At 66.6% G+C, this 22,941-nt stretch carries 26 protein-coding genes; 17 read left to right on the top strand and 9 right to left on the bottom strand.

What is annotated here, in order from left to right; translation table 11 throughout:
• On the top strand, nt 1-489 hold a 489-nt coding region (locus QOD90_RS08640), incomplete at its 5' end, for a YbfB/YjiJ family MFS transporter (RefSeq protein ID WP_526348647.1).
• On the opposite strand, the gene QOD90_RS08645 is transcribed toward QOD90_RS08640, so the two are convergent.
• Entirely contained in the window at nt 465-1,400 is a 936-nt protein-coding gene (locus QOD90_RS08645) for a LysR family transcriptional regulator (protein ID WP_526348649.1), read from the bottom strand. The genes QOD90_RS08640 and QOD90_RS08645 overlap by 25 nt on opposite strands.
• A gap of 128 nt (nt 1,401-1,528) precedes the next feature.
• Here QOD90_RS08645 and QOD90_RS08650 point away from each other — a divergent pair, with 128 nt between their 5' ends.
• Both QOD90_RS08650 and QOD90_RS08655 read left to right on the top strand, forming a co-directional pair.
• Nucleotides 1,529-2,242, top strand: coding sequence for an SDR family NAD(P)-dependent oxidoreductase (locus tag QOD90_RS08650; protein WP_526348651.1), 714 nt, complete (start codon nt 1,529-1,531; stop codon nt 2,240-2,242).
• 13 nt (nt 2,243-2,255) lie between these two features.
• The gene (locus tag QOD90_RS08655; RefSeq protein WP_526348653.1) at nt 2,256-2,438 is read left to right on the top strand and encodes a hypothetical protein; all 183 of its coding nucleotides are present in this window, start codon (nt 2,256-2,258) and stop codon (nt 2,436-2,438) included.
• Here QOD90_RS08655 and QOD90_RS08660 read toward each other — a convergent pair.
• The 3 genes from QOD90_RS08660 to QOD90_RS08670 form a co-directional block, all read right to left on the bottom strand.
• Nucleotides 2,435-3,208 (bottom strand): amino acid ABC transporter ATP-binding protein, encoded by a 774-nt coding sequence (locus tag QOD90_RS08660; RefSeq protein WP_526348655.1) that lies wholly within the window; start codon nt 3,206-3,208, stop codon nt 2,435-2,437. The genes QOD90_RS08655 and QOD90_RS08660 overlap by 4 nt on opposite strands.
• A complete protein-coding gene (locus tag QOD90_RS08665) occupies nt 3,205-4,683 on the bottom strand; it encodes an amino acid ABC transporter substrate-binding protein/permease (protein ID WP_526348657.1) in 1,479 nt (492 codons plus the stop codon). Before QOD90_RS08665 ends, QOD90_RS08660 begins: the two co-directional genes overlap by 4 nt.
• A 95-nt stretch (nt 4,684-4,778) precedes the next feature.
• A complete protein-coding gene (locus tag QOD90_RS08670) occupies nt 4,779-5,558 on the bottom strand; it encodes an SDR family NAD(P)-dependent oxidoreductase (RefSeq protein ID WP_526348659.1) in 780 nt (259 codons plus the stop codon).
• Nucleotides 5,559-5,624: 66 nt separating this feature from the next.
• On the opposite strand from QOD90_RS08670, the gene QOD90_RS08675 reads away from it, so the two are divergent.
• The 3 genes from QOD90_RS08675 to QOD90_RS08685 all read left to right on the top strand — a co-directional run bounded on the left by QOD90_RS08675 (nt 5,625) and on the right by QOD90_RS08685 (nt 7,648).
• On the top strand, nt 5,625-6,398 hold the full coding sequence (locus tag QOD90_RS08675; RefSeq protein ID WP_526348661.1) for a DUF427 domain-containing protein: 774 nt from the start codon (nt 5,625-5,627) through the stop codon (nt 6,396-6,398).
• Between the two features lie 81 nt (nt 6,399-6,479).
• A complete protein-coding gene (locus tag QOD90_RS08680; RefSeq protein WP_526348663.1) occupies nt 6,480-7,268 on the top strand; it encodes a heavy metal-binding domain-containing protein in 789 nt (262 codons plus the stop codon).
• A complete protein-coding gene (locus tag QOD90_RS08685; protein WP_526348665.1) occupies nt 7,268-7,648 on the top strand; it encodes a DUF5073 family protein in 381 nt (126 codons plus the stop codon). The genes QOD90_RS08680 and QOD90_RS08685 overlap by 1 nt, the downstream gene beginning before the upstream one ends.
• Before the next feature lie 13 nt (nt 7,649-7,661).
• Here QOD90_RS08685 and QOD90_RS08690 read toward each other — a convergent pair whose 3' ends face one another.
• On the bottom strand, nt 7,662-8,096 hold the full coding sequence (locus QOD90_RS08690; RefSeq protein ID WP_526348666.1) for a DUF732 domain-containing protein: 435 nt from the start codon (nt 8,094-8,096) through the stop codon (nt 7,662-7,664).
• Nucleotides 8,097-8,428: 332 nt separating this feature from the next.
• Here QOD90_RS08690 and QOD90_RS08695 point away from each other — a divergent pair, with 332 nt between their 5' ends.
• Nucleotides 8,429-8,689: a hypothetical protein gene (locus tag QOD90_RS08695; protein ID WP_526348668.1), complete on the top strand. Its 261-nt coding sequence runs from the start codon at nt 8,429-8,431 to the stop codon at nt 8,687-8,689.
• On the opposite strand, the gene QOD90_RS08700 is transcribed toward QOD90_RS08695, so the two are convergent.
• Both QOD90_RS08700 and QOD90_RS08705 read right to left on the bottom strand, forming a co-directional pair.
• Nucleotides 8,676-9,614, bottom strand: a complete 939-nt coding sequence (locus tag QOD90_RS08700; protein WP_526348670.1) for an EamA family transporter — start codon at nt 9,612-9,614, stop codon at nt 8,676-8,678. The genes QOD90_RS08695 and QOD90_RS08700 overlap by 14 nt on opposite strands.
• Nucleotides 9,601-10,659 carry an aminotransferase class I/II-fold pyridoxal phosphate-dependent enzyme gene (locus tag QOD90_RS08705; protein ID WP_526348672.1) on the bottom strand — a complete coding sequence of 353 codons (1,059 nt, stop codon included), beginning with the start codon at nt 10,657-10,659 and terminating at the stop codon, nt 9,601-9,603. The genes QOD90_RS08700 and QOD90_RS08705 overlap by 14 nt, the downstream gene beginning before the upstream one ends.
• A 213-nt stretch (nt 10,660-10,872) precedes the next feature.
• On the opposite strand from QOD90_RS08705, the gene QOD90_RS08710 reads away from it, so the two are divergent.
• Both QOD90_RS08710 and QOD90_RS08715 read left to right on the top strand, forming a co-directional pair.
• Complete coding sequence (locus tag QOD90_RS08710; RefSeq protein ID WP_526348674.1) at nt 10,873-11,181, top strand: hypothetical protein; 309 nt, start codon at nt 10,873-10,875, stop codon at nt 11,179-11,181.
• 78 nt (nt 11,182-11,259) lie between these two features.
• Complete coding sequence (locus QOD90_RS08715; RefSeq protein ID WP_526348676.1) at nt 11,260-12,126, top strand: LLM class F420-dependent oxidoreductase; 867 nt, start codon at nt 11,260-11,262, stop codon at nt 12,124-12,126.
• 2 nt (nt 12,127-12,128) lie between these two features.
• Here the strand turns inward: QOD90_RS08715 and QOD90_RS08720 are convergent, their stop codons facing one another.
• Nucleotides 12,129-12,947 (bottom strand): CHAP domain-containing protein, encoded by an 819-nt coding sequence (locus tag QOD90_RS08720; protein WP_526348678.1) that lies wholly within the window; start codon nt 12,945-12,947, stop codon nt 12,129-12,131.
• 153 nt (nt 12,948-13,100) lie between these two features.
• Here QOD90_RS08720 and QOD90_RS08725 point away from each other — a divergent pair, with 153 nt between their 5' ends.
• The 7 genes from QOD90_RS08725 (at nt 13,101) to QOD90_RS08755 (ending at nt 21,706) form a co-directional block, all read left to right on the top strand.
• Nucleotides 13,101-14,882, top strand: coding sequence for a penicillin-binding transpeptidase domain-containing protein (locus QOD90_RS08725; protein ID WP_526348680.1), 1,782 nt, complete (start codon nt 13,101-13,103; stop codon nt 14,880-14,882).
• A 256-nt stretch (nt 14,883-15,138) separates the two neighbouring features.
• A complete protein-coding gene (locus tag QOD90_RS08730) occupies nt 15,139-16,191 on the top strand; it encodes a DUF4185 domain-containing protein (protein WP_526348708.1) in 1,053 nt (350 codons plus the stop codon).
• A 67-nt stretch (nt 16,192-16,258) separates the two neighbouring features.
• Complete coding sequence (locus QOD90_RS08735; RefSeq protein ID WP_526348682.1) at nt 16,259-17,515, top strand: MFS transporter; 1,257 nt, start codon at nt 16,259-16,261, stop codon at nt 17,513-17,515.
• 257 nt (nt 17,516-17,772) lie between these two features.
• The gene (locus QOD90_RS08740; protein ID WP_526348710.1) at nt 17,773-18,162 is read left to right on the top strand and encodes a RodZ family helix-turn-helix domain-containing protein; all 390 of its coding nucleotides are present in this window, start codon (nt 17,773-17,775) and stop codon (nt 18,160-18,162) included.
• A gap of 58 nt (nt 18,163-18,220) precedes the next feature.
• Nucleotides 18,221-19,534: a glycosyltransferase gene (locus tag QOD90_RS08745; RefSeq protein WP_526348684.1), complete on the top strand. Its 1,314-nt coding sequence runs from the start codon at nt 18,221-18,223 to the stop codon at nt 19,532-19,534.
• Nucleotides 19,527-20,726, top strand: a complete 1,200-nt coding sequence (locus tag QOD90_RS08750; RefSeq protein WP_526348686.1) for a glucosamine kinase — start codon at nt 19,527-19,529, stop codon at nt 20,724-20,726. Before QOD90_RS08745 ends, QOD90_RS08750 begins: the two co-directional genes overlap by 8 nt.
• Nucleotides 20,723-21,706 carry an SIS domain-containing protein gene (locus QOD90_RS08755; RefSeq protein WP_526348688.1) on the top strand — a complete coding sequence of 328 codons (984 nt, stop codon included), beginning with the start codon at nt 20,723-20,725 and terminating at the stop codon, nt 21,704-21,706. Before QOD90_RS08750 ends, QOD90_RS08755 begins: the two co-directional genes overlap by 4 nt.
• A 119-nt stretch (nt 21,707-21,825) precedes the next feature.
• Here the strand turns inward: QOD90_RS08755 and QOD90_RS08760 are convergent, their stop codons facing one another.
• Nucleotides 21,826-22,125: a hypothetical protein gene (locus tag QOD90_RS08760; protein WP_526348690.1), complete on the bottom strand. Its 300-nt coding sequence runs from the start codon at nt 22,123-22,125 to the stop codon at nt 21,826-21,828.
• Nucleotides 22,126-22,175: 50 nt separating this feature from the next.
• Between QOD90_RS08760 and QOD90_RS08765 the strand changes: the two genes are divergently transcribed.
• On the top strand, nt 22,176-22,940 hold the full coding sequence (locus QOD90_RS08765) for a glycoside hydrolase domain-containing protein (protein WP_526348692.1): 765 nt from the start codon (nt 22,176-22,178) through the stop codon (nt 22,938-22,940).
• Nucleotide 22,941: the final 1 nt, after the last annotated feature.

Genomic DNA, 22,941 nt, shown 5'->3' on the forward strand with positions numbered 1-22,941 from the left:
ATCATCGCGGGAACGTTCCTCGTTGCCGCCATCGAGCAGAGTTCGCCGGGCTGGCTCGGCAAGGGCGCCTGGATCCTCGTCGGACTGGCGGCCGCACCATCGGCGGCGTTGTGGGCGTGGCTAAGTGGCAGATTCGCACATCCCGATCTACTGGCCGCGGCGCTCCTGCTGCAGGCGGCCGGCATCGCGCTGCCTGCGGTGGCGCCGGGGCCCGTTGCCGCCCTCGGCGGCGCGATACTGTTCGGCGTCACGTTCATCGGGGTCAGCACGATCGCGTTGGCAGCAGGGGCACACCTCAACGTGCCGCGCGCCGTTGCGCTACTGACCGCGGGCTACTCGGCGGGCCAGATTGCCGGCCCACTCATCGTCGCACCACTGATGCAGCGCGGCTTTCACACCGTTCTGATCGTCGGCGCCGGCGTGGTCGCGGTTGCGGCCGTGGTTGCCGGAATTCTGCGGATCGGCTATCCGGTCTCTGGAACCGACTGAGCCACATGCGGATCGGATGCGGGCAGCCAGGACGCCTCGCCGTCCAGCCCTTCGACCGAGACTCCGGTGGTGAGCACGTCGATCACCGCGCGCACGGTGCCGTCGTCCTCGTTGCGGCGCGAGACCAGCGACCACGTCCAGTACGGCGTCGGGCGGACGATCGGCCGCGCCACCAATCCCTGGGGTAGCGGCTCGCCCTGCCCCTTCGGTGAATTGAGCACGGGCCTGCGGAGCCTGCGTACGTGCTCGAAGAACGCGGGTCCGGTGATGCCGCCGTCGTCGATGCCGATCGCTGTGGCACCGGTGTCGCGAGCGAACTGTTCGCCGTAGCGGTTCGACGACGACCACGTCGCGGTGTCGGTGTCGAGCAGCACGACGGTGTCCTTGGCCTCGACTGGCGACGAGTCGCTTCCGATGGCCACCGCGTAAAGGCGATCGGCACCGAGCAACCGTGCGTCCAGTCCCTGCTCGGCCATGTCACTGGTCTGGACCCAGCAGATCGCCAGGTCGAGGTTGCCCTCGGCGACCCGAGCCGCCTGCGCGTGCGACGGCAGCACCCAGGTGTCGATCCGCACTTGGGCGACCCCCGCGGTCCGCTCGGAAAGGTCTGGAGGACACCACTTCACGTATCCGATGCGGACCGGCTCCGACCGGACGAGCCCGCCGGCCTGCCTGCGCAACTCGTCGGCCTGGACGATCAACGCGCGAGCGCCGGGCAGCAGCGCCGCGCCCGACGGCGTCAACGTCACAGACCGTCGATCCCGTTCGAAGAGGCGCACTTTCAGGTCCCGTTCCAGCGCCTTGATCTGCTGCGACAGCGATGGGCCCGCGATGTGGAGACGCTCGGCAGCGCGGCCGAAGTTCAGTTCCTCGGCCACGGCGACGAAGTAGCGCAGCTGTCTCAGCTCCACGACCCGAAGCGTAGTGCAGTGGGAGGATCCGCCTATCAGCAGCGAGCAAATCCGTCGCGGGCTGGTGAATTGGACGGGGTGTGGCGCGCGTTGTAGCAGACGACTTCAACGAGAGAGCGAGAAATCAGATGAACGCACAGCAGAAGGTGGCAGTCATCACCGGCGCATCGCAGGGCATCGGCGCGGGGCTGGTAACGGCCTACCGCAAGCTCGGCTACGCGGTGGTCGCCAATTCTCGGAACATCGCCGAAAGTGATGACCCCATGGTGCTGACCGTGGCTGGCGACATCGGAAGGCCAGGCGTCGGCGCGGCCATCATCGACGCTGCCCTCACCCGGTTCGGGCGGGTCGACACCCTCGTCAACAATGCGGGCATCTTCGTCTCCAAACCCTTCACCGACTACACCGATGAGGACTACGAAGCCGTGATGGGGGTAAATGTGCGCGGCTTCTTCGAGATTTCCCGCGCCGCAGTACGCGCGATGACGTCAAGGGACGGCGGTGGGCACATCGTCACCGTCTCCACCAGCCTGGTCGACCACGCGAACTCCGCCGTGCCCGCCGCGTTGGCGTCGCTCAGCAAGGGTGGCCTCAACGCGGTCACCAAGGCACTGGCGGTCGAGTACGCCAGCCGCGGAATCCGCAGCAACGCGGTGGCACTCGGCATCATCAAGACCCCGATGCACGACCCGTCGACGTACGAGGCGTTGGCAAGCCTGCACCCGATGGGCCAACTCGGTGAGGTCGACGACGTGGTCGACGCCATCCTGTACCTGGAGAAGGCACCCTTCGTCACCGGTGAGATCCTGCACGTCGACGGCGGCCAGAGCGCAGGCCATTGAAATGGCGACTGACATGGCGACCGCAGAGGTGATCGTGGCCGACGTGCTGGACCGCTGGAAGGCGGCCATCGAGGAACATCGACCAGAGGTGGTCGCCGCACTGTTCACCGATGACGCGATCTTCCAAGGCCTGCGGCCGTACGGCATTGGGCGTCGAGGGATCGCCCACTACCAGGTGTCCACGGCGCCCGGCTAGAGCACCTTCGACAGGAACTCTTGCAGCCGAGGGTGTTTCGGGTTGCCGAATACTTCCTCGGGGGTGTCGTCCTCGACGATGTTTCCACCGTCCATGAAGAGCACCCGCGAGGCCACCTCCCGCGCAAAGCCCATCTCGTGGGTGACGACGACCATCGTCATGCCGCCTGCCGCGAGTTCGCGCAGTACCTCCAGCACGTCGCCGACCATCTCGGGGTCGAGCGCGCTGGTGGCCTCGTCGAACAGCATGATCGACGGATTCATTGCCAGCGCACGCGCGATCGCGACGCGTTGCTTCTGCCCACCGGACAGGGTCGCGGGCTTTTCCTGCGCCTTCTCCTTGAGCCCGACCTGGTCGAGAAGTTCGAGGGCCCGCTTCTCGGCGGCGGCCTTGTCCATCTTCTTGGTGAGCAACGGTGCCATCGTCACGTTCTGGATGACCGTCATGTGCGGGAAGAGGTTGAAGTGCTGAAAGACCATGCCGATGTGCTGGCGGACCTTGTCGAGGTCCACCTTCGGATCGGTCAGGTCGTACTCCTCGACGACCACCTTCCCTCCGGTGATGTCCTCCAACTTGTTGAGGCACCGCAGGAAGGTCGACTTGCCCGAACCGGACGGCCCGATGACACAGACCACTTCGCCCTGACTGATGGTGGTGTCGATACCGTCGAGCACCACCAGATCGCCGAAGGACTTCTTCAGACCGTCGATCCGGATCTTGACGGTGCCCGCGGGTACGGCGGCGGCGGCTTCGGGGACCAGCTGGCTCATTTCACCATCCTCCTCTCGAGACGGTCGGACAGTTTTGTCAACGTCATGATGACGATGAAGTAGATGATGCCGATGATCAGCCACATGTAGAACGACTGAAAGTTGCGGGCGATGATGATCCGCCCCGTCTGAGTCAGTTCGGCGATACCGATGACCGACAGGATCGACGTGTCCTTGAGCGTGATGACGAATTGGTTGATGTACGACGGGATCATCGTCCGGATCGCCTGCGGCAGAATCACTCTCCGCATCGTCGGTAGATACCCGACCCCGAGACTCCGTGACGCCTCCATCTGGCCCTTGTCGACCGATTGGATGCCGCCGCGGACGATCTCGGTCATGTAGGCGCCGGCATTCAACGACAGCGTGATGATGCCTGCCGTGAAGGCCGACATCTGGAAGCCGAGCGCGGCCGGAATGCCGAAGTAGATGAAGAAGGCCTGCACCAGAAGTGGCGTGCCGCGGAAGACGTCGACGAAGGTGGTGCCGATGGCGCGCAGCCAGATCGAGCGAGACACCCGCAGCAGCCCGAAGAACACGCCGAGCACCAACGCGATCGCGATGGAGATGACCGTCAGGATGACGGTCATCTTGAGGCCTTCCATCAGGATCGGGAAGGTGCTCTTCACCAGACCGAAGAACGAATTGTCGTCGCCGCTGGCACCTTCACCGAGATAGCCGTCGATCATCTCCTGGTAGCGGCCAGACGCCTTGAGGTTCTTCAGGCCGGCGTTGAACTTGGTCAGGAGTTCGGCGTTGCGGCCCTTGTTCACCGCGAACCCGTAGCTGGACCCCTTCTCCTTCGGAGTGACGGTCTTGAGGCCATTGCCCTGGGTGATGCCGTAGGCCAGCACGGGGTAGTCGTCGAAGACCGCGACGGAGTTCCCGGTCTTCACCTCGTCGTACATCGACGAGGAGTCGGCGAAGGAGACGGTCGCGAAACCGTACTTGTCCTTGATCGAATCGGCGAACGTGGCTCCCTCGGTGCCGTTCTTGACCGCTACCCGCTTGCCCTTCAGGTCCTCGTAGCCCTTGATGTCGGCGTTGTCCTTCAGCACCGCCATCTGGACGCCGGACTCGAAGTAGGGGTCGGAGAAGTCGAAGACCGCCTTGCGCTTGTCGGTGATCGACATGCCCGCAATGACGCCGTCGACCTGGTTCGCCTGCACCGCTTGCAGAGCCGCGTCGAAGCCGAGCGGCTTGATGTCGACCGTGAAGCCCTGGTCCTTGCCGATGTCCCTGATGAGATCCATGTCGATGCCGACGAAATTGCCTTGGGCATCCTGGAATTCGAACGGCGCAAAGGTGGTGTCGGTGGCCACGACGTAATGCTCGCCGTCGGCCGAGGCGGTGGCCGCGCCGAACAGTCCCGTAGCGACTAGACAGACGAGCACCGCCGCGACGAGCACCGCCAACCGGCTCGGCAGTGGCCTCGCACGCCCGTCATCGCCGTTCGATGACCACTTGGCTGGCATCGTTGCCTCCCGTCTCGGCTTACTGCGGAGGGTTCACGCTAACGCGACGACAACCGCCCCGTAGGGCGTCTCGGTGAAACTGGTGCCGCGACGCCCTAATTGGACTTCATCAGCTGCTGAGACACTCGGAGCATCACGCGCCGCGGCGTGTATCGGTAACCGGTGGCCAGCAGCGCGTTCTTCAGACCCGAGATCACCGTCGGGGTCGACCTGTTCAGAGCGGCCATCGCCGTATCGACGACCTGCTTGGAGGTCTGCCTGCCGCTGGTGAGGAACTCTTCGCCGGTCCTGCTGAAGAATTCGGTCTCGGTGGCTCCTGGGCACAGCGCGAGGATGCGAATGCCGCTGCCCCTGCTCTCCTGCCAAAGGGCCTCGGTGAACGACAACACGAACGCCTTGGTCGCGCCGTACACGGCCATTCCCGGGGTCGGCTGAAACGCCGCGGTGGAGGCGACGTTGAGGACCACACCGCGGCCCGCCTTCGTCATCGCCGGTAGACACAGCGCGGTCAGCTCGACCAACGTGACGCAGTTCAACTGGATCTGGGCGGCGTTCGCTTCGACGTTCTGTCCGACGAAGTCACCGTGCAGACCGACGCCGGCGTTGTTGACCAGAATGTCGATGTTGCACCCGAGGGCAGCCACCTTGGACACGAGGTCCGCGGCCGAGCCGGGAAGCGCCAGGTCCGCCGCGACGACGTCGACCCGTAGGCCAGGGTCGATCTCGAGCAGTCGCTGCCGCAATTCGGCAAGCTTGTCCGCCCGCCTGGCGACGAGCACCAGGTTGACTCCGCGCCGGGCCAGTTGGAGCGCGAACTCCTCGCCGATGCCGCCACTGGCGCCGGTGATCAACGCGGTGTCGTCCTTCAGATCCATGTGGATACTCCCCTGGTCAGGTCGAAAGGGACATGCCGATCGCCGCCGCAATCCTATGGTGGTCAGATGACCTCGGGAAGTGTTCCGGATTACCCGCAGATGGCCGCGGTGCGCGGCCGCGTCGAACCCGCTCCGCGGCGCGTCAGGGGCTTTGCCGGCGGCCACCTGCTCTTCGATACGACGGCAGCCCGCTACGTCTGGGAGGTGCCGTACTACCCGCAATACTACATCCCGCTGGCTGACGTGAAGACCGAGCTGTTGACCGACGAAAACCACTCTCAGCGAGTGCAATTCGGTCCGTCAAAGGTCTACTCGATCACGGGAAGCTCCGACGAGAAGCCCGCGGTCCGGATCTTCGACGCCGACGGCGACGGACCGGTCGCGGGATTCGTGCGATTCGAGTGGCCCAGCGTGCAGTGGTTCGAAGAGGACGAGCTGATCGTCGGCCATCCTCGCAACCCGTACTCGCGCGTGGATGCCCTGCGCTCGCATCGCCACGTCAGGGTCGAACTCGAAGGCACCGTGCTGGCGGACACGCACAGTCCGGTCCTCTTGTTCGAAACCGGTTTGCCGACAAGGTATTACATCGACCGGACAGACGTGTCGTTCGAGCATCTGACGGCGAGTGACACCGAAACGCTGTGCCCGTACAAGGGCACCACGTCTGGCTACTGGTCGGTGCACCTTGGCGACGACGTCCATCGGGATCTGGCCTGGACCTACGAATATCCGCTGCCTGCGGTGGCCGCCATCGCCGGGTTGGTCGCCTTCTACAACGAGAAACTCGACATCGTGGTCGACGACGTCCCGCTGGCTCGGCCGAGCACGCACTTCGGCTAGTCGGGGACGGCCCGGGTTACTCCCACCTGATTCACAGGATCGCGCCCTACCCTGTGCGCACCTGCAGGAAGGTGTGCGCTGATGCAACCGAACCCACTCGATCCGGTGGCCGGTGAGCGCCTGTCGCACGCCGACAAGGTGTTCACCTCGGACCTGTCGATCAACGAATTCGCCCTCCTGCACGGCGCCGGATTCGAACCGATCGACCTCGTCATGGGTGTCTCCGTCTATCACGTCGGCTACCAGTTCACCGGAATCAAACAGCAGTCGGAGCTGCCGGTCCTGACCGAGGCGACCTATCGGGCGCGCTGGAATGCCATGGCGCGCATGCAGGCTGAGGCCGACGCGCTGCAGGCCGATGGGGTGGTCGGCGTGCGCCTCGAATGGCGGGCGCAGGGCGAGACCGGCGAGCACCTCGAGTTCATCGCCGTCGGCACCGCGGTGCGCTACACCGCCAAGCCCGGCGCCTACCGCAGGCCCAATGGCCAAGCGTTCAGCAGCCACCTCTCCGGCCAGGACATGACCACTCTGCTCCGGTCGGGCTACACCCCCGTCGCCTTCGTCATGGGCAACTGCGTCTTTCACATCGCCGTGCAGGGCTTCATGCAAACCCTCAAACAGGCCGGTCGCAACGCCGAGATGCCGCAGTGGACGCAGGGCAACTACGAAGCCCGCGAGTTGGCGATGTCCCGCATGCAGGCCGAAGCCGAACGCGACGGCGCGAACGGCGTCGTCGGTGTCGGGTTCGAGATCTCCAACTATGCGTGGGGAATGCACACCGTCGAGTTCTACGCGGCGGGCACCGCGGTGCGACGCACGGGCAGTGGCGAGCCGATCCTGCCATCGTTCGTCCTGCCGATGAGCGGCTGATGAGCGGTCTCGATGCCGGCAGGGTGAGCCGTGTCGTCGCAGGGGCGTTGTCCGGACCGGGCGGAGTTGCGTTGGTGGTCAACGTGTTCGCGGGTCTGCCCGGCGTCATCCAGACGCCCGCCAAGAGGAGCGTGTTCCGGTCCGAACCGGACCGCATCCTGATTGGCGATTGGCGCTACGAGGTGACCCGAGACGGTCGGCTGCATGCCTGTCACGTCATCAACGGTGTCGTCATCGCCGAGGAGACCCTGGCCGCCGGCGCCGTGGGCCCACACCTCGCTCGCGCGCTGGAGCAGATCGTCGTGCGCTACGGGCCTGCCACCGTCGGTGCCATCGACGCCGCCGTCGAGGCACTCGGGGCGAGTTCCGGCGGGTACTAGACGTGCGGGTCGCTTAGAACCCCGGGATGCCGAGGCCGGACAGTCCCGGCATGCCGGGCAAACCCATTTGAGCGCCCTGGCCGAGCCAGTTGCCGTTGGCCAGCGACGCCATCATCGACGGGCAGTACATCGAAATGGCAATGCTGGTGAACAGATTCGCCATTCCCGGGGACACGCCGTTGGTACCGCCCATCTGGGATGCGACGCCCGCGAAGTTGCCGCCTGGCTGGGCGAGCATGGGGCAGATTGACTGCGCCATCGTCACTGCCATGTTCGGATCCGCGACTGAGACACCGGAACTGGTGAGGGTGGACAGGAAGGTGTCGCTCGCCGCGTCGGCACGAGCCGTTGCGGGGGCGGCACTGGCTGCGATCACGATGCCCACGGAGATGGCCATCGCGCTAGTGGCTTTCGCGGATACGTCGATGAAGCCCGAAATGACCGTCATGGGTCTCCTAGTTGGATCACGAAATCGAATCACTGCTGTAACTTCTGGAACACTGCTCTACTTCTGTAACATTTGGAACACGACGCGGCCACGGTTTGCCCGCTATGCGTTTCATGAGTGCGGCTCGAGTGCCCTCGGTGTCACACTGCCCAGCCCCCGCTCACCGTGGCTGGCGTCCACGGCGCGGGCCGTCAATCAGGCTTGGGGCCAGCGAGATTCACGACCTGGCACCGGCACTCCGTTCCAAGTTTGGTCGGCGCAACACGCCCGACGCACCGCCACCGAGCCGCCCCGGGTGGGCACACATTAAGAATCGATGAGAGGATTCGGGGGTGGAAGACGACGCGGGGAGCGCTCAGGCGCTGGCTTTGCTGAGCGAGTTGTATGGGCACGTCGCCGACATCTCACACAAGCTCGAGGCCGCCGAATCACGCACCCGCCGCGCACGTGCTCGCGGCAATACCCGCAAGGACCCGGTCGCCGGCGGTCTGCGGCGCGAACTGTATGAAGCCCACCGCCTGATCGACGGCCTGCACCGCCGGTTCCCGCAGACGGCGCCGCAGCGACGAGTCCTCAGCGCTACGCCGCGCTAGCTGGCGCGAGACCAGCCCGGCGTTCGACCCGGCGGTCGGCCACCGATCCAGCGGCACGCGACCAGGCGATCACCACGGCCGCCCCGACGATGGCCAGCCCACCGCACGCCTGACCGAGCGAGATCGATTCATCGAGTAGAAGCGCCGCAAGCAGGACGGTCGACACGGCTTCCAGCGTCATCACGACCGCGGTCTGACTGGCCCCGATGCGCGACAGTGCCGCGAAGGTCAGGCTGAACGCCACCGCCGTCACGGCGCCGTAGGCAATGAGCTGGAGGACGTGACCGCTCGGATACTGCAGGCTCGACGTGATGGCGCCGCGCGCTGCCGACGAACCCGCCGCACCTGCCGCCACCCAGCATGCGGCACACATCGCGTCGGTCTTCCTGGTGAACTCCTTGCCGACCACCAGGTAGAGCCCGTATGCCGTGGCCGCCGCCAGCGCCAGCACCACGCCGGTGGTCGAAATGGCGACCTCCCCGCCGAAGGCGACCACCGTCACGGCGCCGACCGTGGACAACGCGAGTGCCAAGAGTGTCGGTCCCGTCGACCGTATTCGCCTGCAGGACAGCTCGATCAGAGTGACGACGGCCGGATAGGCATAGAACAGCATGATGCAGGCACTGGCGGTCCCGTGCCCCATCGACAGATAGAACAGCGTCGACTCCGTCATGTACCCGATCGCTCCCAACAGCACGATCGGAAGCCAGTCGCCGCGCAGCGGCCGAATGGGCACCCCGCGGAGGCCGAGGACCACGGCCAGCAGGACCGCCGCGACGGCGAACCGGCTGCCCAACGCCGTGGCCGAGTCGACGTCGGAGCCTGCCAACGCGCGTCCGATCACGGTGGCGACGCCGTAGGCGACCGCTCCTGCCGCCGCCAGACCCACGCCGACCAGGCCGGCCCGCGTGTCACGCGAGGACATCGAACACTTCGCGGACCGCCGCGGCGAACCGCTGGCGTTCATCGACCCGCGGCGCGACGATCCGTAGGGCGTCGGGCCGGACGCCGTGCGCCGCACCGAGTGCGCGCACGCCGATTCCTCGCTGGCCGAGGGCCTCGGCCACCTCGGTGGCCCGCGGGCAGAACGCGTACTGGAAGTGCACGTTCGCGTTCGCGTACAGCTCGATGCCGTACACCGTGCCGAGAAGTTCACCGAGCCAGGCGTTGTCGACGAGCATCTGCCGCCGCGACTCCTCAGCCCAGTCCACGTCCCGGATGGCGGCGCACGCCACTCGCACGTCCACACCGGACAGTCCCCAGTTCTCCTGCCTGCCGAACAGCCGTGAAAGGACCTCCGCATCCGCACACCATGCGATACCGGTCCGCGTTGCGGCGATGCCGTAGAACTTCGTGGTCGACTGCAGCACCACGATGTTCGGCACGTCACAGCCGATCACCGATCGGCTCGGCGGATTCGGGGTGAAACCCACGTAGGACTCGTCGACGACGAGGACCGACTCCGAGTGAGCGGCGGCCGTCGCAATCAGATCGTCGGGATCCAGGTGCACGCCGGTGGGATTGTGGGGATTGGAGACGATCACCACGTGACCACCGACGAGGGCGGCGTCGAGCTGGTCGATCGACGGAATCTGTTCTCCTCCAACGCTGAATCCGCACCCGGGAAAGACCTTCAGGTAGTCGGTGTAGGCGGGCAGCGGAACGCGCACCCCGTGATGTTCCAGTTCACGGCCCATCGCCCAGATGAACTCGGTCGCGCCGCGGCCCGCGATCATCGCGCCGTACCGGACGTCGGTGGCCCAGCGGTACACGTCGATCATCTGGTCGGCGGCGTCGTAGGGGTGCAGGACGATGTCCGCCGGTTGGATGCGACGCAGTGCCGCCATCGCGGCGGGCGCCGGGCCGTATCGGTTGACGCAGGTGCTCAGATCCATGTCGACGCCGCGGCGTGGATCTCCGCCCTGTGCTCCGAAGTCGATCGGGGTGGACTCGGCGAACGACGTGGTCATGGCTTTTTCCTCAGCACTCGGGATTGGGTAATGCCGAGACTAGGAACTCCTGCCGGGTCGCCTCACGCGTAGTTCACTACTCGACTTTCCTGCGCGCCACCCGCGATCTCCAGCTGATCTCCACACAACCTTCATGCGACGGGGTACCGCCGAGCCGCACCATCTAGTCCTAGTCGGAACATCTCCGAAGTGACACCAACGAGAGGAGCGGTCATGCGTACCGCATCGATCATCCCCACCGCCATCGCCGCGGCAGCCATCGCAATGCTTGCCCTGCCCGCCATTCCGGCCAGTGCCGCCGAGTCGGCGATCGTCACGATCGGGCAGCTCGAAGCCCAGGGCTTCGACGTCAGGATCGACCGCATCGGCAGCGGGCCACTGGACCAGTGCGTGGTCACCAACGTCCGGAATCCGCGGGAACGGACCGAGATCATCCGCGTGGACGGATCAGGCCGCGACCGCGTGATCCCGGTGGTGGTCGCCAGGACCGTGACCGTGTCACTGGACTGCTCCAACCGATAGCGTGCGCGACGGGAATCAACCGGCGCATTCTGACGTCGTTCCATGGGATTCCCGTAAACCACGAACCGGAGGGTGCACATGCGCGTTGGAGTGGTCTTTCCCCAGACGGAGCTCGGCGGAGACGCAGGCGCGGTCCGCGCGTACGGCGAGCGCGTCGAGGAACTCGGGTTCAAGCACCTGTTGGCCTACGACCACGTCGTGGGCGCCGACCCCGAGGTTCATCAGGGCTGGAACGGCCCCTACGACGTTCGCACGACGTTCCACGAACCGTTGGTGATGTTCGGGTTCCTCGCCGCGGTCACCCGCTCACTCGAGCTGGTCACCGGGGTGATCATCCTGCCGCAGCGCCAGACCGCGTTGGTGGCCAAGCAGGCCGCCGAGGTCGATCTGCTGAGCGGCGGGCGACTCCGCCTGGGCATCGGAATCGGTTGGAACGCCGTCGAATACGAGGCGCTTGGTGAGGACTTTGGCACCAGGGGCAAGAGGTCCGCCGAGCAGATCGAGTTGCTCCGTCGGCTCTGGACCGAGCCCTCCGTCACCTTCGACGGCAGCTTCGACAAGGTGACCGGAGCAGGCCTGGCACCGCTGCCGGTGCAGCGCCCCATCCCCATTTGGATCGGTGCGGCGTCGGCTCCTGGGTACCGCAGGGCCGGACGCCTCGCGGACGGGTGGTTCCCGATGATGGCGCCGGGCTCGCAACTCGACGCGGCGTTGGCCGAGATCGAACGGGGCGCCAGTGCCGCCGGCCGGGATCCGGCGGCGATCGGCATGGAAGCACGCGTGTCATGGACGGGCGATGACGACACCGTCGCCGCCCAGATCGCGGCGTGGGCGGAGGCGGGCGCATCGCATCTGTCGGTCAACACCATGGGCGCAGGCCTGAAGACCGTGGACGATCATCTCGCGACACTGGAACGGATCGCTCAGGCCATTCCCGGCCCGTAGCGCTACGGCAGCAGAATGTAGGACATCCCAGGACCGTTCTCCAGGGTTCTGGCGGTCCAGGTCATCGGCTTCTTGTCGGTCAAGTTCATGTCCGTGACGTGGATGTAGGTGCCGTCGGGACGCTGCGACGCCGAATCCACCCACCCGACGTGTCCGCGGCTGGGCGCTCCTGCGACGCCCGGCTGAAAGACGACAATGGACCGCGGGTGTGGGTCATTGGTGACGGTCCACCCCGCCGCGCGCGCCGAGTTCGCCCAATCCTTCGCCTCCCCGGTCAAGGCAGGATAGAACTGGTTGCCGGATGCCTGAAACCATTTTTCATAGGCGCCCCACGTACATTCGCCACTGACGGCGTTGTTCACCTTCTGAACTTTGCCCATCGCCGGGCCTGCCACTGCGGGAAGTCTCGCGGGCGCTGGCGCCGTCGAGGCCACCGGGTGCGTTGGAGTCTCGGAGACGCACGGTGGGACGACGGGCTCATTGGATCCGGTATTGAGCATCGCGTCGGTGACGAAGCCGCCACTTTCGAGTTGATTCCAAATGTTCGTGGTGAGCTTATAGGGACCGCCGGTGAAGGGTTCGCCCTTGGTGAAGCAGACGATCACGACCTTGGATTCCGTCGGTATCGAACCGATCTTCTGACTGGTGACCGAGGGTGCCGAGCGGACGTTCAGGTCGAAGGATTCGGTATGCACGGTCACCGTGCGGGCACTCGCGGATGCGTCGGGTGCGGCGGCGACCAGCGCGGCCGGCGCCACCGTCAACACCAACGCGCACACGGCGGCCGACGAGGTGATGGTTCGGGTCGCGGAGATGAACACGTTCAAACCTTCCGGGTGGATGGGGCCAAGTTTAAATCACGGTATGCAGTTTGCTGAGTTCCGAAACCTATTTGTTGCCGAAGTGTTTGCAAAGGCTTAGTGGCAGCCACGGCGCAGATAGCTGCCGCATCGAGTGGTTAGTCTCGGAGTGTCATGACGAGACGTTGCCTGCTTTCGATTCTCCTTTCTGCCCTATTACTCGGTTCGACGAGTTGTTCACTGTTCTCCAGCCCGAAACCGGAAGACGCGTTTCGTGCCTTCGCCGAGGCGCTGGCGCGTAAGGACGGTGGCGCTGCAGCCGCGAACACCGACGATCAGAACGCCGCGTCCGCTGCAATCACCTCGATGTTCAACGGCATGAGCAAGGACGCGACGCTGAAGGTCGACGCCAGCTTGCCCGGTGATGACGACAAGACTGCGAAGCTGACCTATTCGTGGACGTTCGGACCGAACAAGGCACTCAACTACGAGGCGACGGCGACCGCCACCCAGTCCGGTGACGACTGGCGGGTCCACTGGGATCCCACCGTGCTCAACCCAAAGCTCCAATCGGGCATGACGTTCCAGTACAGCGACGACAAGAACTTCCTCACCCCCGTCACCGATCGGGACGGGCAACCGCTGCTGACGTGGCAGACGATCGGGGTCGTCAACCTCACCCGTGACCACGTCGACTCCGCGGCCCCGCTCGCGGCACTGCTCCAACCGTTCGACGCCACGATCACCGCCGAGTCGATCGCCGGTCAGTTCAACGGGACGCAGGACAACGCCGTGACGGTGATCAAACTCCGCCAGGAGGACCTCACCGCGGTGAGCGATCAGCTGACGCAGATTGCCGGTGTGTCGGTGGCCGAGCAAGGGGCACTGCTGACGGCGAACCGCGACCTGTCCTCGCCAGCCATCGACGGCCTGCAGGCGTTGTGGCAGAAGGCGATCGACGCCGCCGCCGGCTGGTCGGTGCTGCTGGTCGATGACAAGGGACAGCCGACCGAGCAGCTGGCCTCCACTCCGCCCGGCGACACGCCGCCGATCCGCACGACGCTCGACACCAGGCTGCAGCTGCTGGCTCAGCAGGCCGTCGCCACCGAGCCCCGGCCCGCGGTGCTGGTGGCCATCTCGCCATCGACCGGTGGCATTCTGGCTGCCGCGCAGAACGCGGCGGCGAACGCACAGGGACCGATCGCCTTCTCCGGGTCCTATCCGCCTGGATCGACATTCAAGACCATCACCACGGCGGCGGCGCTGCAGGCCGGCCTCGCGACACCGGAAACGCCGGAATCCTGCCCCGGCACGGTGACCGTCGAGAACCGGACGATCCCGAACGAGGACGAGTTCGACCTCGGCACGGTGCCGCTGTGGACGGCGTTCGCGAAGTCCTGCAACACGACCATGGCCGCGCTGGCAGACAAGCTGCCCGCCGATGCGTTGCCGAACATGGCGCGGCTGTTCGGCATTGGCGTGGACTACGTCGTCCCCGGCCTGACCACCATCACCGGAAACGTTCCCAACGCCGACACTCCGGCACAGAAGGTGGAGAACGGAATCGGCCAGGGCACCGTGACGGTGAGCCCATTTGGGTTGGCCGTCGCCGAGGCGAGCCTGGGGCACGGCTCGACCATCACGCCCACCCTCGTCATCGGCGACACGACGACCGCCAACACCCCGTCCGCACCGATCCCACCCGCGATTTCGGACGCCCTGCGCGCGATGATGCTGCAGACGGTGTCCGACGGCACGGCGACGGCATTGCGCGACATACCTGGCCTCGGCGGCAAGACGGGCACCGCCGAGTTCGGCGACAACACCCACTCCCACGGGTGGTTCGCCGGCATCACCGGCGACATCGCCTTTGCGACGCTGGTCGTCGGTGGCGACACGTCCACGCCCGCCGTCACCGTGTCCGGCGACTTCCTGCGCCCCGCCGTCGCGGGTTGACCTTCCCCGCACTCGGCGCACGCTCGGCGCCGCCGCGATGGTGGCGCCCTCCCGGCGACACCTGGCTAAGGTCTCCGTAGCACGGGAGGAGATCGGCATGTCCTGGCTCTACTCCGACGCGACGCGCGATGCCGCGGTGCACAGGCTGCAGTCCGGTGAGTCGATCGCCGCGGTCTCGACCGATACCGGAATCAGCCGGAGCACCTTGGCCCGTTGGTGGCGCGCCGCGCGTCCCGCCGCGCGACCCGACGGCAAGATGGCGGACCTCACCGGGCCGGGCATCAGCGATGGCTGGGGCGTGACCGCCACCGATCTCGGGGCGTCGATCCTCGCCCCCAACGGCAAACTGGTGTCGGTCTTCGGAGACACGTTCTCGGGCAACATGGTTGGCGAAGGTGCGTGGCGCTCGCCAGTGATCCTCATCGGCACCGGGGATGCCGCGACCCCCATCGTCTGGGAGCGCGCGGGTGGCCCCGATCCCAACTTCGCCGACCAACTCTGGTCCTACGTCCACGACACCACCGGTCCGCACTGGACCCAGGGTGGAATCAGCACCGTGCTGCCGTCGGACCTGCTGCGCGTCGACGACACGCTCTACCTTCACGCGATCGTGAATCGCGGTTTCCCCGAAGTCATCTGGACCGAGATCTGGCGGTCCGACGACAGTGGCGGCTCCTGGCAGCACATGGGCGTGAAGGCGAAGTTTCCTGCCGCGCTGCACAACGGCCTCGCCCAATGCTGGTCATGGGACTACGACCCGGACGACGGCTGGGTGTACGTGGTGTCGACGAGTTTCAAGCGCGACAAGGGCATCATCCTGCGCCGGGTTCGCCCCGTCGACATCGGCGACATGACGAAGTACTCGGGATGGGGCTACGCGGGCGGCCGCTGGGCGTGGGACAACGAGCCCACCCCGATCACGCCCGGCGACGAGACGTGGGGCGAACTGTCCTTCCGTCGGCTCGCGAAGGGCACGTGGATTCTCGGCGGGTTCATGTCGTCGAACTACGCGCTCGGCTACCGAATCGTCGACGGACCGACCGCCAACCTGTACGAGGCGCCGATCCAGATGCCCGTCACCGGGTGCGCGTGGACTGCCGAGAACCACGCCGCCAGCCAAGTGGCGCAGCTCTACGGCGGGTACGTCCTGCCCGGTTCTCGCCTCGACGTCGCGGGCGGCGTCGGCCTCGTCGTCTCGCAATGGAAGACCGACAGTGGCTGGCCCTACCGCGCGATGCAGTTCACCTCGACGCTGCGGGACACCACGCGCGGGACTGGACGCGGCCCCGCGGACCCGATCGACCTGTAGCCAGCGCCGCGAAAGATTCACAGGAGACTGACAGGTAGCGCAGGCCTGCCACCGGGAACCCAACGTCGTGGCGCGCGCAAAGTTGACTGCAGACCAACGGAACTCGTTCATGGCCGCCCAACTCGGGTGGACGATGGATGCCTTCGACTACTTCATCGTCGTGCTCGTCTACGCGGACATCGCGAAGACATTCCACATCTCCACCACCGAAGTCGCGTTCCTCACCACCGCCACTCTCTTCATGCGGCCCGTCGGCGCACTGCTCTTCGGTCTGTGGGCCGACCGGGTCGGGCGCCGCATCCCGCTGATCGTCGACGTGCTGTTCTACTCCATCGTCGGTTTCTTGTGCGCCTTTGCGCCCAACTTCACGGTGCTGATCGTGCTGCGACTCCTGTACGGCATCGGCATGGGCGGCGAGTGGGGGTTGGGCGCAGCGCTGGCCATGGAGAAGATCCCCGTCGAGCGGCGTGGGTTCTTCTCGGGGCTGCTGCAGGCCGGCTATTCCTTCGGTTATCTGTTGGCGACGGTGGCGTCGCTGGTGGTCGTCGATTGGCTCGACCTGTCGTGGCGTTGGCTGTTCGGCTTGTCCATAGTGCCCGCGCTGATCAGTCTGATCATCCGGTCGCGAGTACGGGAATCGGAGGTATGGGAGGCCGCGCAGGATCGAATGCGCGTGACCAGCACCAGGATTCGCGACGTCCTCGTCAACCCGGCGATCATCCGCCGCTTCATCTATCTGGTGGTGCTCATGACCGCCTTCAACTGGATGAGCCACGGCACGCAGGACGTCTATCCGACGTTCCTGCAGGCAACCCACAACGGCGGTGCGGGCCTGTCGAGCGAGACGGCCAAGTTGATCTCCGTCATCTACAACGTGGGCGCCATCATCGGCGGGATGACCTTCGGCGCCCTCTCGGGGCGGTTCGGCCGAAGGCACATGATCGTCTTCTGCGCCGTCCTCGGGCTCCCCATCGTGCCGTTGTTCGCGCTGTCGCACACGGCGGCAATGCTGTGCCTCGGCGCCTTCCTCATGCAGGTGGCGGTGCAGGGAGCGTGGGGTGTCATCCCCGCCCATCTGACCGAGATGTCTCCCGACGCGATCCGCGGCTTCTACCCTGGCGTCACCTACCAGCTCGGAAATCTGTTCGCGGCGTTCAACTTACCGATTCAGGAACACCTGGCCGCGACGCATTCCTATCCGTTCGCATTGGTCGCCACCATCGTGCCGGTGCTGTTGGCCGTTGCCGTGCTGACCCTGTTCGGCAAGGACGCCACGGGACTGCGGTTCGGTACCGACGAGAGGGCCTACTCAGCCGCCCGCTGATCACGCCGGGACCACGAGGACAGCCTTGCTCGGTGGCAAACTCGCCGGGCGGCGCCGTGAACCACGGGCAAATATTCGGCCGAAGTACCGGTTGAATCCACTGCTCGGACGGGATACGGTTCTCCCGATCGTATGACGGGGCGATGCCCTCGCGATCACCTGGCGATCAAACGAAGAATCGAGTGGGTGTGGCGGATTCGGCTGCGAATGACGGTGAAGGCCCAGTAATCGTCGGAATGTCCGACGCGGCAATGCACATGTACGAAGTCGCCATCGAGGCCCTCCCCGACCCGAGCGACCCCGAATTCCCCCACCACGCAGGGGTGATCCTCGCCGGCTTGCGCAAGCTCCAGACGTCACTGTCCGAAGCCGCGGGCCGCAGCAGGGTCACGCCATCGGTCGTCGTCGCCCTCAGCGGAGCCCGCCGTCGCTACGACGAATTGATGGAGCGCGCCTCCAACGGCCCCGGCGCCACCCTCGGCCAACGGCTGTACATCGCGCGCGAACGCGCCAAGCTGACGACGAAGGAAGCTGCGAACGGCGTGGGACTCCGCAAGGACCTCATCGAAGCGGTCGAGGCTGAAGAGCACACCACCGAGGACGAAACCGCGAAGATCAAGGATCTGATCGCCGCACTCGGGGGCTGACCCCGCCGCTCGGTGATCCGGCCGACCACCGACGACGCGAGCCAGTATCGTCCGGTACATGCCGACACCTTTGACGATCATGTTCTGGCCGGAGTCGGCATATGGCCCGACGAACCAGTGCATCGGTTTGGCCGCCATCCTTCGCGAGCGGGGCCACACCATCGTCTTCGCCGCGGAGAGCTCTTGGGCGGGCAAGCTTGCGCCGCTTGGCTTCATCGAGGAGCTCGTCGATCTGGCCGAGCCCGCCGCGGACGCGGGTGACGAGGACGCCGGAAGGTTCTGGACCGACTTCATAGCGGAGACGGCTCCGGAGTTCCGCAAGCCGACGTGTCAGCAACTCGAATCGTTCATCCAGCCGACCTATCAGGCGCTCATCGACGGGGCCAAGTACAGCGAGCCGCGACTGCGCGAGATCGTCGCCAAGCATCGGCCGGACGTGACCGTCGAGGACAACGTCGTGCTCTTCCCCGCGCTGGTGACCTCGGGTGCGCCGTTCGTGCGCATCGTGTCGTGCAGCCCCCTGGAGGTGCCGGGTCCCGGTGTGCCGCCGCCGTTCTCGGGTCTCCCCAGCGCCGACCCCGAACAGTGGGAGTCCTACCGCGCCGAGTTCGACCGCACCCATCGCGCCACGTGGGCGGACTTCGACGCCTGGGTTCAGGCCCACGGTGCCGACCCGTTGCCCGAGTTGGAGTTCATGCCCCGCGCCAATGCCGCCAACCTGTACGTCTACCCCGCCGAGGCCGACTACCTGGAGGCCCGACCGCTCGACGACAGCTGGACCCGGATGGATTCGAGCGTCCGCGAGACCGACGAGGCCTACGAGGTACCCGCCGAGGTCGCCGCCCGGCCCGACGGCAGCGCCCTCATCTACCTGTCCCTTGGTTCGCTCGGTGGCGCCGACGTCGAACTGATGCGTCGACTGGTCGCCGTGCTGGGCACCACCCGGCACCGCTTCATCGTGAGCAAGGGACCCCAAGCCGACCAGATCACGTTGCCGGACAACATGGTCGGTGCGCAGATGCTGCCGCAGACGAAGGTGATCCCGCAGGTCGACCTGGTGATCTCCCATGGCGGCAACAACACCACGACCGAGGCGCTGCACTTCGGGAAGCCACTGATCGTGCTGCCACTGTTCTGGGACCAGTACGAAAATGCCCAGCGCATCGACGAACTGGGCTTCGGGGTGCGGCTGGACACCTATGCCTTCGCCGACGCGGAGTTGACCGACGCCGTCGAGCGGCTACTCGCCGACACCGAGCTGCGAGCTCGGCTGGACCAGATGGGCGCCGCCATCCGTGACCGCGACGGCCTGCGCGTGGGCGCCGACGTCATCGAGCAGGTCGGTGCACGTCACCGAGATTCGCTTGCCTGACCCGCTGGACGCGCTCGATCTCACCGAAGGCACGCGCCTGGCGGTGGTCGACGACGGCAGCCGCCTTGCCGCCGTCCCCCAGGTGCGGGACTCGGACGACCGTTGGCGGCGTGCGCAACCGGGCGATGGCGTGGCGGCTGGCCTGCTCGACGCGCTGTCCCACGGTTCCGTGACGCGGGGCTCGTTCACGGTGCAGTCCTGGACGACGCGAAGTGCCGCGGGCGAGCGGCCCGTCGGCGTCGACCAGACCAACGAGTCGGTGATCGTCGGCGACGTCGCGGTGGTGAAGTGGGCGACACACCTCCAGGCCGGCCCGCATCCCGCGCCGCGTCGGATCGCCCTATTGCGCGACGCCGGCTTCCGCGGCATGCCGACGCCCTGGGGCGTGATCACGTGGACGTCGCCGGCCGGCGCCGAGACGATGGTGGCCAACGTCGACGACTATCTGCCAGGCGCCGTCGATGGTTGGACCTGGGCGGTCGACCTGATCACCGCGGCCGCCAGGGACGGCGACGTTGCGCCGTTCACGGATGCGGCGGCCGACGTCGGCGCCGTCGTCGCCGAATTGCACGCGGCGTTGTCGGGAACTGCCACCGTCGCCTCGCAACGTGATGCCGACGGGTGGCGCGACGACGCCGTCGACACTCTCGAAACCTCCTGCACCGTCGGTGATTCGACCAGCGCGGCGTGCGCACGTGCCAGGCACGACGAGATCGCGGCCATCCTGAACGGTCTCGGCACCCTCGCCGGGGCACCGATCATCGAGGGACACGGCGATCTGCACGTGGGCCAGGTGCTGCGCAGCGGGGGTCGTTTCGTGGTGACCGACTTCGACGGCAATCCCGTACTCACCGCGCCCCAGCGGATGCTGCCGATCCCGGCGGCTCTCGACGTCGCAGGGATGATCCAGTCGCTGGTGCACGCCGGGATCGTCGCCGCCAAGTACGCCTCTCTCGCATCCGGTGCCCTTGCCGACGTGGACCGTGCGGGCCGCACCGCGTTCATCCATGCCTACGCGCGCCGACTCACTGCACTCGGCCACTCGACGCTGTTCGACCCGCGCCAGGTGCGGGCGTTCCGCGTGCAGCAGGTTCTTCGTGAGATCGCCTATGCCGCAGGGCACCTCCCCCGGTGGATGTACGTTCCCGACGCTGCCCTGCCCGCTCTCCTCGACGAAGGGACCGCATCGTGAGGCCCGACGGGTTCGCCACCGACGTCCATCGCAAACCCGAGGTGCTCGGCCGTCTCGCCGCGACTTTGGCCGCTGGCAACCCGTGGGCGGAGGCGGTACCGGCCGACGTCGAGCGGGTGGTGCTCATCGGCATGGGTTCCTCGGCGTACGCCGGCGGGGTGGCCGCGGCGCGGATGCGTGCCCGAGGCTTGACGGTTACCTCGGAGTTGGCGTCGTCGAAGCTGCTCCCGCGGTGGGGTGCGGGAACCCTCGTCGTCGCGACGTCGGCGAGCGGCGGATCGGTCGAAACCCTCGACGCCCTTGGTCGACTACCCGACGCGGTGGACACGATTGCGCTGACCAACACCCCCGGGTCGGCCATCACCGAACGCTGCCGCGCGGTCGTCGACCTCGACGCGGAACCCGAAGTCGGCGGCGTCGCCTGCCGCAGCTACCAGCACACGCTGGCCCTGCTGCTGGCCCTCGAATGTCATCTCACCGGTGCGGACACGACCGTGCTGGCCGACTCGGTGGCCGCCGCGGCCGAGGCCTCGACCTATCTCGTCGACACCGAATCCGACTGGCGGCCCGCGCTTTCCGAGCTTCTGCTGGGACCGGCTGGCACCCATATCGCCGCCCCCGCCCACCGATTCTGCTCGGCCCAGCAGGGCGCCCTGATGCTCCGCGAGGGCCCGCGGCTACCGGCGGTCGGATGCGAGACCGGGGACTGGAGCCACGTCGACGTGTACCTGACCAAGACCACCGACTACCGGCTGCTGGTCTTCGCGGGCTCGGCGTGGGAGGCGCAGCTGGCGGAGTGGACCACCGCGCGCGGCAGCACCGTCGTCGGCGTCGGTGGCGAGGTCCCAGGAGCGGGGTACCAGCTCCGCTACCCCGGCGACGACGATGACGACGTTCGGCTGCTCACCGAGGTGTTGGTCCCCGAACTGATCGCCGCCGCCGCCTGGCTCCCACCGCCGAGTTCCGCAGGAGGGCAGTGATCCGCGCGTAACCGCGACCCTGCTGCAGATCTCGGCGAAGGTCAGGCGGCCAGGTGATTCCACTGCGGCGCCAGCGCGAGCCACGGGCCGCTCGCCGCCGATCCGCATCCGATTTTTGGTCAGGCGAGCCGGATGACGTACGTGCCGTCCTCGTCGCGCTCAATCTGTCGCTCCCAGGTGTCCAGCCATACCGGTGTGTCGGTTCGGGTGCCGAGGTAGGCGTTTCGGATCGCGCCACCGGGTTGGAGCTGGACGCTCCACTCGTCGCCCGTCGATTGGATGCTCACCAACTCTTCGCCGTCGGCACCGCGGATGGACAGCGTGCGGCCGTTCACATCCTGCTCCGACAGTTCGACCTCGTCGTCGGCCAGTTCGTCGTCGGCCAGTTCCCCGTCTAGGTCAAGTTCGTCGTCAGGCACGGCGTTACTGTACCCAGTTGCCAAGGGGCTGAGTCTTGTACCATCACGCGATGTCGGACTCCGCATCACGGCGACAGGTCCTCAAGTGCCTTCTGGCCGCGCCGGCCGCTGCGGCCCTCGGCACCATGGCCGCGCCGCGGGCAGCTGCCGCTGGCCCTCAGTTGATCGACTTCGCGGAGCATCTGGTTCCGCCCGATCAGATCCGCGCCGCGGGCTTCGTCGGAGCGATCGTCTACGTTTCCGAATCTCGGCCCGGCGCCAACTTCGACTTCAAGCCCGTCACGCGCGACTACACCGACGCGCTACGCGCAGCAGGCCTTCACGTCGTCAGCAACTATCAATACGGCAAACCCGGGTGGCCGACGCCGTCGGATTACACCCGCGGGCATGACGGCGGCGTCGCCGACGCCAAGACCGCGCTGCGCCTGCACGCCGCCGCCGGCGGACCCGATTCGGCACCGATCTTCTTCAGCGTCGACGAGGACATCGACGTCGACGTCTGGAAAACCACTGCGGTGGAATGGTTTCGAGGAATCAATTCGGTGCTTGGCGTCGGCCGCACCGGCATCTACGGCCACGCCCGCGCGTGCGGCTGGGCTGTCGGCGACGGCGTGATCGGCAATTCGAGCACGTCGGGATACCGATGGGCGTGGCAGACCAGGGCCTGGTCCGCCGGCGCGCGCGAAGCCACGGCCGTGCTCTACCAATCAGCCGTCTTCACGGCGTCCGATCCCGCCGTCGTCCTCGGCGGCATCCACGTGGACGCGGACGACGTCCTTGCCGCCGACTTCGGCCAGTGGGATCTCGACCGCTGAA

The sequence above is a fragment of the Mycobacterium sp. genome, from assembly GCF_032161845.1.
In the GTDB taxonomy this organism is placed as follows: domain Bacteria; phylum Actinomycetota; class Actinomycetes; order Mycobacteriales; family Mycobacteriaceae; genus Mycobacterium.